8 protein-coding genes and 1 pseudogene are annotated in these 7,353 nt (G+C 37.8%); 7 read left to right on the forward strand and 2 right to left on the reverse strand.

Annotation, left to right across the window (positions count from 1 at the left end; all coding sequences use genetic code 11):
- Positions 1 to 84: 84 nt before the first annotated feature.
- Positions 85 to 972 (reverse strand): LysR family transcriptional regulator, encoded by an 888-nt coding sequence (locus tag V7659_RS20425; protein ID WP_335541821.1) that lies wholly within the window; start codon positions 970 to 972, stop codon positions 85 to 87.
- Positions 973 to 1,154: 182 nt separating this feature from the next.
- Here V7659_RS20425 and V7659_RS20430 point away from each other — a divergent pair, with 182 nt between their 5' ends.
- From V7659_RS20430 to V7659_RS20450, 5 genes and pseudogenes are all read left to right on the forward strand, one after another.
- Entirely contained in the window at positions 1,155 to 2,048 is an 894-nt protein-coding gene (locus V7659_RS20430) for a DMT family transporter (RefSeq protein ID WP_335541823.1), read from the forward strand.
- A gap of 99 nt (positions 2,049 to 2,147) precedes the next feature.
- Positions 2,148 to 2,468: a metal-sensitive transcriptional regulator gene (locus V7659_RS20435; protein ID WP_335541825.1), complete on the forward strand. Its 321-nt coding sequence runs from the start codon at positions 2,148 to 2,150 to the stop codon at positions 2,466 to 2,468.
- A gap of 18 nt (positions 2,469 to 2,486) precedes the next feature.
- Positions 2,487 to 2,693 carry a copper chaperone CopZ gene (copZ, locus tag V7659_RS20440; protein WP_335541826.1) on the forward strand — a complete coding sequence of 69 codons (207 nt, stop codon included), beginning with the start codon at positions 2,487 to 2,489 and terminating at the stop codon, positions 2,691 to 2,693.
- A 117-nt stretch (positions 2,694 to 2,810) separates the two neighbouring features.
- Positions 2,811 to 5,036: pseudogene (locus tag V7659_RS20445) on the forward strand (heavy metal translocating P-type ATPase); the annotation flags it as partial.
- An 88-nt stretch (positions 5,037 to 5,124) separates the two neighbouring features.
- The gene (locus V7659_RS20450) at positions 5,125 to 5,514 is read left to right on the forward strand and encodes a cupredoxin domain-containing protein (protein ID WP_335541828.1); all 390 of its coding nucleotides are present in this window, start codon (positions 5,125 to 5,127) and stop codon (positions 5,512 to 5,514) included.
- Positions 5,515 to 5,632: 118 nt separating this feature from the next.
- Here the strand turns inward: V7659_RS20450 and V7659_RS20455 are convergent, their stop codons facing one another.
- A complete protein-coding gene (locus V7659_RS20455; protein WP_335541830.1) occupies positions 5,633 to 6,550 on the reverse strand; it encodes an AraC family transcriptional regulator in 918 nt (305 codons plus the stop codon).
- Between the two features lie 188 nt (positions 6,551 to 6,738).
- Between V7659_RS20455 and V7659_RS20460 the strand changes: the two genes are divergently transcribed.
- Both V7659_RS20460 and V7659_RS20465 read left to right on the forward strand, forming a co-directional pair.
- Positions 6,739 to 6,909, forward strand: coding sequence for a hypothetical protein (locus V7659_RS20460; RefSeq protein WP_335541832.1), 171 nt, complete (start codon positions 6,739 to 6,741; stop codon positions 6,907 to 6,909).
- A 127-nt stretch (positions 6,910 to 7,036) separates the two neighbouring features.
- Positions 7,037 to 7,353 (forward strand): aldo/keto reductase (locus tag V7659_RS20465; protein ID WP_335541833.1); only part of this gene is annotated, 317 nt, incomplete at its 3' end.

Genomic DNA, 7,353 nt, shown 5'->3' on the forward strand with positions numbered 1-7,353 from the left:
AGCTGTCCGAATACGACCGATGTTCGGACACGCATGCCTTTGAAATCACGAAAGCTGTCCGAATGGAAAATATAAAATCTTTCTTTAATTATTTCCTAGAGAGGATTCCCTATTTCTATATGGTAAATATTCTAAAAATCTCTTGGATGCAAGTGTAAGTGATTTATGCTCTCTCATAGCAATACCAATATTTCGAAAAGCAGGAACTTCAAGCTCTTTTGCTAAAACTTGGTAAGGAATACGGTGTAAAATCAATTCTGGTAATATACTGATTCCTAGCCCATTTTCTACCATAGACATAATGGCATAATCATCCCATGTTGTAAATTGGATTTGTGGTGAAATTTGGTGCCTCTCAAAAATTTCAGAGATTTCTGCTTTAGCCCCCTTTTCCAATAACATAAATGGATTGTTCAATAATTCGTTGATTGGAAACTTATCGCAATTAGCAAGCGGATGATCCTGAGGAATTACAACCAGCAATCGGTCTTGCTCCAAAAAGATAGTTTCAATTCCTGCTTTTGTCGGCAGTCGTAAAAATCCAAAGTCAACACGACCCTCTATAATCCAGTTTTCAATTTCTGTATAATCTCCTAACAGCAGTTCAAAATCAATATTGGGATGGTCCTTCTTAAAGAATTTAATAATAATAGGGAGCCAATGGGTTGCCACGCTTGAAAATGTTCCAATACGAATCATCCCAGATTGAATATTGTTTAATTCCTCTACCTGCATCAATAAATTTTCCTGTTCATTACATATTCGTTTTAAATGCGGCAGTAACTTTAAGCCATCAGATGTTAAACTGATACCGGCGCGTCCTCTTTCAAAAAGGAAAACCCCCCATTCCGTTTCTAAATCGCTAATCATACGGCTGATGCCAGACTGTGTATAGTTTAATGAATCAGCAGCTCTTGTAAAGCTCCCGTATTCTACTGCTTTGACAAAAGCCATATATTTTTGGATATTCATAATTCTTCCCCTTTTACATTCATTTTTGTCATATCTAACATGAGAAACATTCAATTTTGTAATATATATGAGTATGTTATTCTAATCCCAATGAGATATCAAGTTTGAAAGGGATGGGTATCTAAAGATGTTTTATTTGAGTGATATGATGGAAAAAGCACCTTACAGGGTAGGAGTAGACGATGAAATCTAAAATTCAGTTTATATTATCAATGATTATTTTCAGTACAATTGGTTTGGTTGTTCGATTCATTGATCTATCATCGAGCGAAAGGGCTTTACTTAGCAGTTTCCTAGGATGCTTATTTTTACTGCTAATATTCTTGTTGATGAAGAAAAAAATTGCATGGAATTTAGTAAAATCTAATGCTTTATTTTTGATTCTTTCAGGTATTGCATTAGGTGGAAATTGGATTTTTCTTTATCAATCGTATGACTATACGACAATTGCCAATGCAACGCTAGGTTATTACTTTGCACCGGTGTTTGTGATGATTCTTTCTCCCTTTGTACTACGGGAAAATCTATCCATTAAAAAAATTGTCTGTATTGGAGTAGCCATCGTAGGTATGTTATTGATTGTAGGTGAAGGAGTGAGTACATCCAAATCAGATGATATACTTGGACTTTCTTTTGGATTAATCGCAGGTGCATTTTATGCTGCGTTATTGCTTTTAAATAAATTTATTAAAGATATGGGAAAGTTAGAGCTTACCATCATTCAGCTTGGAACAACCACTTTACTGTTAATTCCATATGTTTTCTTGACTTCCGGCTTTGGTATCTTTGAAGTATCAGGTTATTCCATTCCTTTTATTATTATTTTAGGGATTGTCAATACAGGCATTGGCTTTTGGTTATTTTTCTCTGGTATGGAAAAATTAAAAGGGCAGAGTATAGCTATGCTAAGTTATGTAGACCCATTTGTAGCTATATTGATTTCTGCAATTATCCTCCAAGAACAAATGACTACTATTCAAATCCTAGGTGGTGCACTTCTGTTGGGATCTACATTTGTTAGCGAAACTAAATTTATTAGATTTACCAAACAGAGCGCAAAAATTCTTTCGAAATAGTGAAAAGAGCAGTGGGTATTTTTATCCACTGTACATTTTTTATCTTCTTGACATACTATAGGGGGGTATAGTAAATTAAAGGTGTGGAGGTGAGGTTAGATGAGTGAAAACATGAATCATGATTGTCATCTTTCTAATGAAAGGAAGAGTCATCATTCCGATAAAGTAAAGAAAAACTTGGTTACTCGTTTAAATCGAATTGAAGGTCAAATTCGCGGGATTAAAGGATTAATTGAAAAAGACACATATTGTGATGATGTTATTACGCAAATTTCAGCTACTCAATCTGCTTTAAACAGTGTGGCAAAAATTCTTCTAGATGGACATTTAAAAACTTGTGTATTGGAACGAATAAACGAGGGTGATACAGAAGTTTTAGATGAAGTTCTTTTAACTATAGAAAAATTAATGAAAAAATAAATGAGAGAGTGATTATTAATGGAAAAGATTACTTTAAAGGTTAATGGAATGTCTTGTGGTCATTGTGTAAATTCAATTGAAGGTAGTGTTGGAAAAATTGATGGTGTTAATTTTGTTAAGGTTAATTTAGCAGAAGGTACAGTCGATGTTGAATTTACCCCTGCAGTAGTTCCCTTAAGCAAGATCAAAGAAACAATTGATGACCAGGGCTATGATATTGAATAGGATGTTAAGATAACGTGCCCCGAAAAGCACGTTATCTTTAGCAATAAAGTATACCCCCTACCCGTATAAAAGAGGTGAATATCAATGAGTAATGAAATAAAAGAAACAACCTTACAAATAACTGGAATGACTTGTGCAGCATGTGCCACAAGAATCGAAAAAAGACTAAACAAATTAGAGGGCGTTGAAAAAGCGCCTGTCAATTTCGCATTAGAAACAGTCCTTGTTGAGTATAATCCTGAACAGGTCTCTGTCTCTGAAATGAAAGAGGCTATTAAAAAGCTAGGGTATAACCTGGAACAAAAGAAAGAAAATGCAGGAGAACAGGTTGACCATCGCCAAAAAGAGATTGAAAAGCAGCAAGGGAAGTTTATTTTTTCTCTTATCTTGTCATTCCCATTATTATGGGCGATGGTTAGTCACTTTGAATTTACACGGTTTATTTGGGTGCCAAAAATGTTAATGAATCCTTGGGTTCAGTTAGCTTTGGCAACACCAGTACAATTCATCGTTGGCAAACAGTTTTATGTGGGAGCTTATAAAGCGTTAAGAAATAATAGTGCAAATATGGATGTGCTTGTTGCACTTGGGACATCAGCTGCATATTTCTATAGTTTATATTTAAGTATTAACTCAATTAGCTCCGGTGCTCAAATGGTAGAACTCTATTATGAAACAAGCGCTGTTCTTATTACCTTAATTCTATTAGGGAAACTGTTTGAAGCAAAGGCTAAAGGACGTTCGTCTGAGGCGATTAAGAAGTTAATGGGACTACAAGCGAAAAATGCAACAGTCGTTCGTGATGGTCAAGAGATGATAATCCCAATTGAGGAAGTCTTAGAAGGGGATATTGTTTATGTGAAACCAGGTGAAAAAGTGCCGGTTGATGGCGAAATTGTGGAAGGCAGGTCAACGGTTGACGAATCGATGTTATCGGGTGAAAGTATTCCAATTGATAAAACAGTTGGGGATAACGTTATAGGTTCAACGATTAATAAAAATGGGTTCCTAAAGATCAAAGCAATAAAAGTTGGAAAAGATACAGCCTTAGCTCAAATTATTAAGGTGGTTGAAGAAGCACAAGGTTCTAAAGCCCCTATTCAGCGGTTAGCTGACGTGATTTCAGGAATATTTGTGCCGATCGTTGTAGGAATAGCAATTATTACTTTCCTTGTATGGTATTTCGTTGTAAATCCTGGGGATTTTGCGGATGCTCTTGAGAAATTTATTGCGGTATTAGTGATCGCTTGTCCATGTGCATTGGGATTAGCTACACCAACTTCAATTATGGCTGGCTCAGGTCGTGCAGCCGAATTTGGAATTTTGTTTAAAGGCGGAGAACACCTTGAAACAACCCATCGGTTAGATACGATTATTCTTGATAAAACAGGTACGGTTACAAACGGAAAACCATCTTTTACAGATGTTATTTTAGCAGAGGGCGTAGACGAAAAGGAATTTCTGACGCTGGTTGGTACGGCTGAGAGAAACTCGGAACATCCACTGGCAGAAGCGATTGTGGAAGGTATAAAGGAAAAAGGAATTAACCTTGGGTTATCTGAAAATTTCGAAGCAATTCCTGGTTTCGGTATACAGTCAACGGTTAATGGCAAGCAGTTATTAATCGGTACACGCAGACTCATGACGAAACATAGCGTCAATGTTCAGGCTGTACTAGCCAATATGGAGAACTTGGAAAAGCATGGGAAAACAGCAATGTTAGTAGCCATCGATGGTCGTTATGCAGGGATTGTTGCCGTTGCAGATACCATTAAGGATACCTCTAAGGAAGCCATTTCCCGTTTGCATAGCATGGGATTAGACGTAGTAATGATTACAGGGGATAATAGCCAAACCGCACAAGCAATTGCGAATCAAGTGGGAATTAAGAAAGTCATAGCGGAAGTATTACCAGAAGGGAAGGCAGAAGTAGTGAAAAAGCTTCAACAAGCTGATAAAAAAGTAGCCATGGTCGGAGATGGAATTAATGATGCTCCGGCACTTGCGACAGCTGATATCGGTATGGCAATTGGTACAGGTACCGATGTGGCAATGGAAGCAGCAGATATTACCCTAATTCGTGGCGATTTAACTAGTATTGCGGACGCGATTTTTATGAGTAAGAAGACGATCACAAATATTAAACAAAATCTTTTCTGGGCGCTTGCATATAACGTCATAGGAATTCCAATCGCAGCATCAGGTTTCTTAGCACCATGGTTAGCAGGTGCAGCAATGGCATTTAGTTCTGTCTCGGTTGTTCTCAACGCACTCAGACTTCAGAGAATTAAGTTAAAGCTTAATGTAGAAAAGCATGATTCAACTGTTTCTGGAAATGAGTAACTATTTTAATCAGGTTGGAACCCAATTTATAGTGATAATAATTTATGAATTGGAAAACAATAGTACTTAAGAAAGGAGGGGAATAGGAGTGAATTTGAAAAAGTGGTTAACTGGATGGGTCGTTTTACTTGCAACGATTGTAGTAATGTCAACTTATGGTTCACATTATGTATTCGCCGAATCTGGTCACTTAATACAGCCTGTAGAGACAGCGAAAGCGATAGCGGTCGGATTGAATGATAATTACTTTAATCCGAAAGATATCACTATTCCGAATGGACAAACGACAACATTGATTTTGAAGAACCAAGGTAAGAAAGCGCACACCTTCACCGTGGAAAAGCTCGGAATTAACACCGAAGTCCAGCCGGGAAAAGAAACAACCATTACTGTTACACCGAAAAATCCCGGTACATATGAACTAATCTGCCGGTACCATTTCCAGGAAGGAATGGTTGGGAAGGTAATCGTGAAATAAAAGCAGGGCCAATTGGGCCTTGCTTTTTTTAGTTACAAAGAATTTTCAGCCAAATTCATTTCTATATAAAGTGGTCCTTTTCCTCCCAAAAAACAGACCCCACCATTAGGCAGGGGATTCAAGCATTGATCGTTTCGTCATTGTTCTCCCTCAGGCGCTTTATATCTTCTTTAGGTGGGTAACCAAACATACGCGAATATTCGCGGCTGAATTGTGATGGGCTTTCGTAACCAACACGGTATGATACATCTGCGGCATCTGCAGATTCCGATAATAACAGGCTCCGGGCTCCTTGGAGTCTCAGTTGTTTTTGGAATTGGATGGGACTCATCGCAGTAATTTCTTTAAAGTGCCGATGAAAGGAAGAAACACTCATATTTGCTATTTCGGCAAGTTCCTCAATCTTAAAAGATTTTTCATAGTTTTTCATAATATGTTCAATCACATCACTGATTTGATGAGTAGAACTTCCTTCGATGGCTATTTGTTTCAACATCCCCCCATGATCTCCTTGCAGCACCCGATAGATGATTTCTTTCACGATTAGTGGAGCAAGTACCTTGATATCTTTCGGAGTATCTAGCAATCGTACTAATCTGGTAACGGCGTCTAGCAAGGATGGCTCCATTTTGCTGACATACATACCTCGTTTGGCATTTTCCTTCTTATCAGCCCCCATTTGGAACTCACGTAACACCTCCAATATTTCATTCGGTGTAAATTCAAGTTTAAGAGCTAGATAAGGAACTTCGGAAGAGGCTTCCGTAACTTGTCCGGTAATTGGCAGGTTAACGGATGCAACAAGGTAATCGGCAGGACCGTACCTGAAGCGCTCCTGTGAAAGCAAAACCTCTTTCATTCCTTGAACTACAATGCATAAGGAAGGGTTGTGAACTCCATAATTTGGTCCAATTTCATTCGAATAACGGGAGAAGAATAAAGACGGGATAGCCGTCATTTGAGTTCCGTCCTGCCCTGTATGATCCGATATGATTTTAGCTAGCTCCACTCGTGGTCTGTATAATTGTTCAAACATAAAATCCCCCTTTGTTTTCTTCATCCGCGATAGCGATAGTCTCATTATAATGGGTATTTTCTTTTTGCGTAAATGGATGTGAGAGGATTGTGCAATCATTTGATACGATTGTGATACCAGGCATGGTTTCATTTGTTGGATAATAATAGCATCGTCTAATGGTTAATAAGATTGGAGGAAGTAGAATAATGCAAAAACGAAAATTAGGCAAAAGTGGAATGGAAGTTTCCGCTATTGGGCTTGGTTGTATGGGAATGGATCATGCTTATGGAAAACTAGCGGATCGGGATGAAATGATCAAATTGATTCGTAGATCCGTTGAACTGGGCTGCAATTTCTTTGATACGGCTGTGGTTTAAGGGAAATCGAATGAAGAATTATTAGGTGAAGCACTTGCAGCGATATAGCACTATCTAAAATTAATATTGATGAAACAGATTTCTAAAGAAAGAAAAGTTTAATTGACCCAATAGGAGGAAATTTTTTATGCAAAAAGTAAGGTTGAACAATGGTGTTGAAATGCCGATACTCGGCTTTGGAGTTTTTCAAATCCAAGATGAAAAGGAATGTGAACAAGCTGTTTACGAAGCACTTATGGCAGGCTATCGATTGATCGATACTGCTGCATCTTATCTAAATGAAGAATCGGTCGGCAGAGCCATCAAACGGAGTGGTGTGCCAAGAGAGGAACTGTTTATTACCACAAAACTCTGGGTTCAGGACGCGGGTTATGAAAGCACAAAGAGAGCATTCGCAAGATCACTGGAAAGATTGCAATTGGACTATTTGGATTTGTATTTAAT

The sequence above is a fragment of the Neobacillus drentensis genome (assembly GCF_036966985.1).
Classification (GTDB): domain Bacteria; phylum Bacillota; class Bacilli; order Bacillales; family Cytobacillaceae; genus Neobacillus; species Neobacillus drentensis_E.

Bases quoted from the DNA above. Each gene is read 5' to 3' on its own strand.
- V7659_RS20425 (WP_335541821.1), bottom strand. From the start codon at position 972: ATGAATATCCAAAAATATATGGCTTTTGTCAAAGCAGTAGAATACGGG.
- V7659_RS20430 (WP_335541823.1), top strand. From the start codon at position 1,155: ATGAAATCTAAAATTCAGTTTATATTATCAATGATTATTTTCAGTACA.
- V7659_RS20435 (WP_335541825.1), top strand. From the start codon at position 2,148: ATGAGTGAAAACATGAATCATGATTGTCATCTTTCTAATGAAAGGAAG.
- copZ (WP_335541826.1), top strand. From the start codon at position 2,487: ATGGAAAAGATTACTTTAAAGGTTAATGGAATGTCTTGTGGTCATTGT.
- V7659_RS20455 (WP_335541830.1), bottom strand. From the start codon at position 6,550: ATGTTTGAACAATTATACAGACCACGAGTGGAGCTAGCTAAAATCATA.
- V7659_RS20460 (WP_335541832.1), top strand. From the start codon at position 6,739: ATGCAAAAACGAAAATTAGGCAAAAGTGGAATGGAAGTTTCCGCTATT.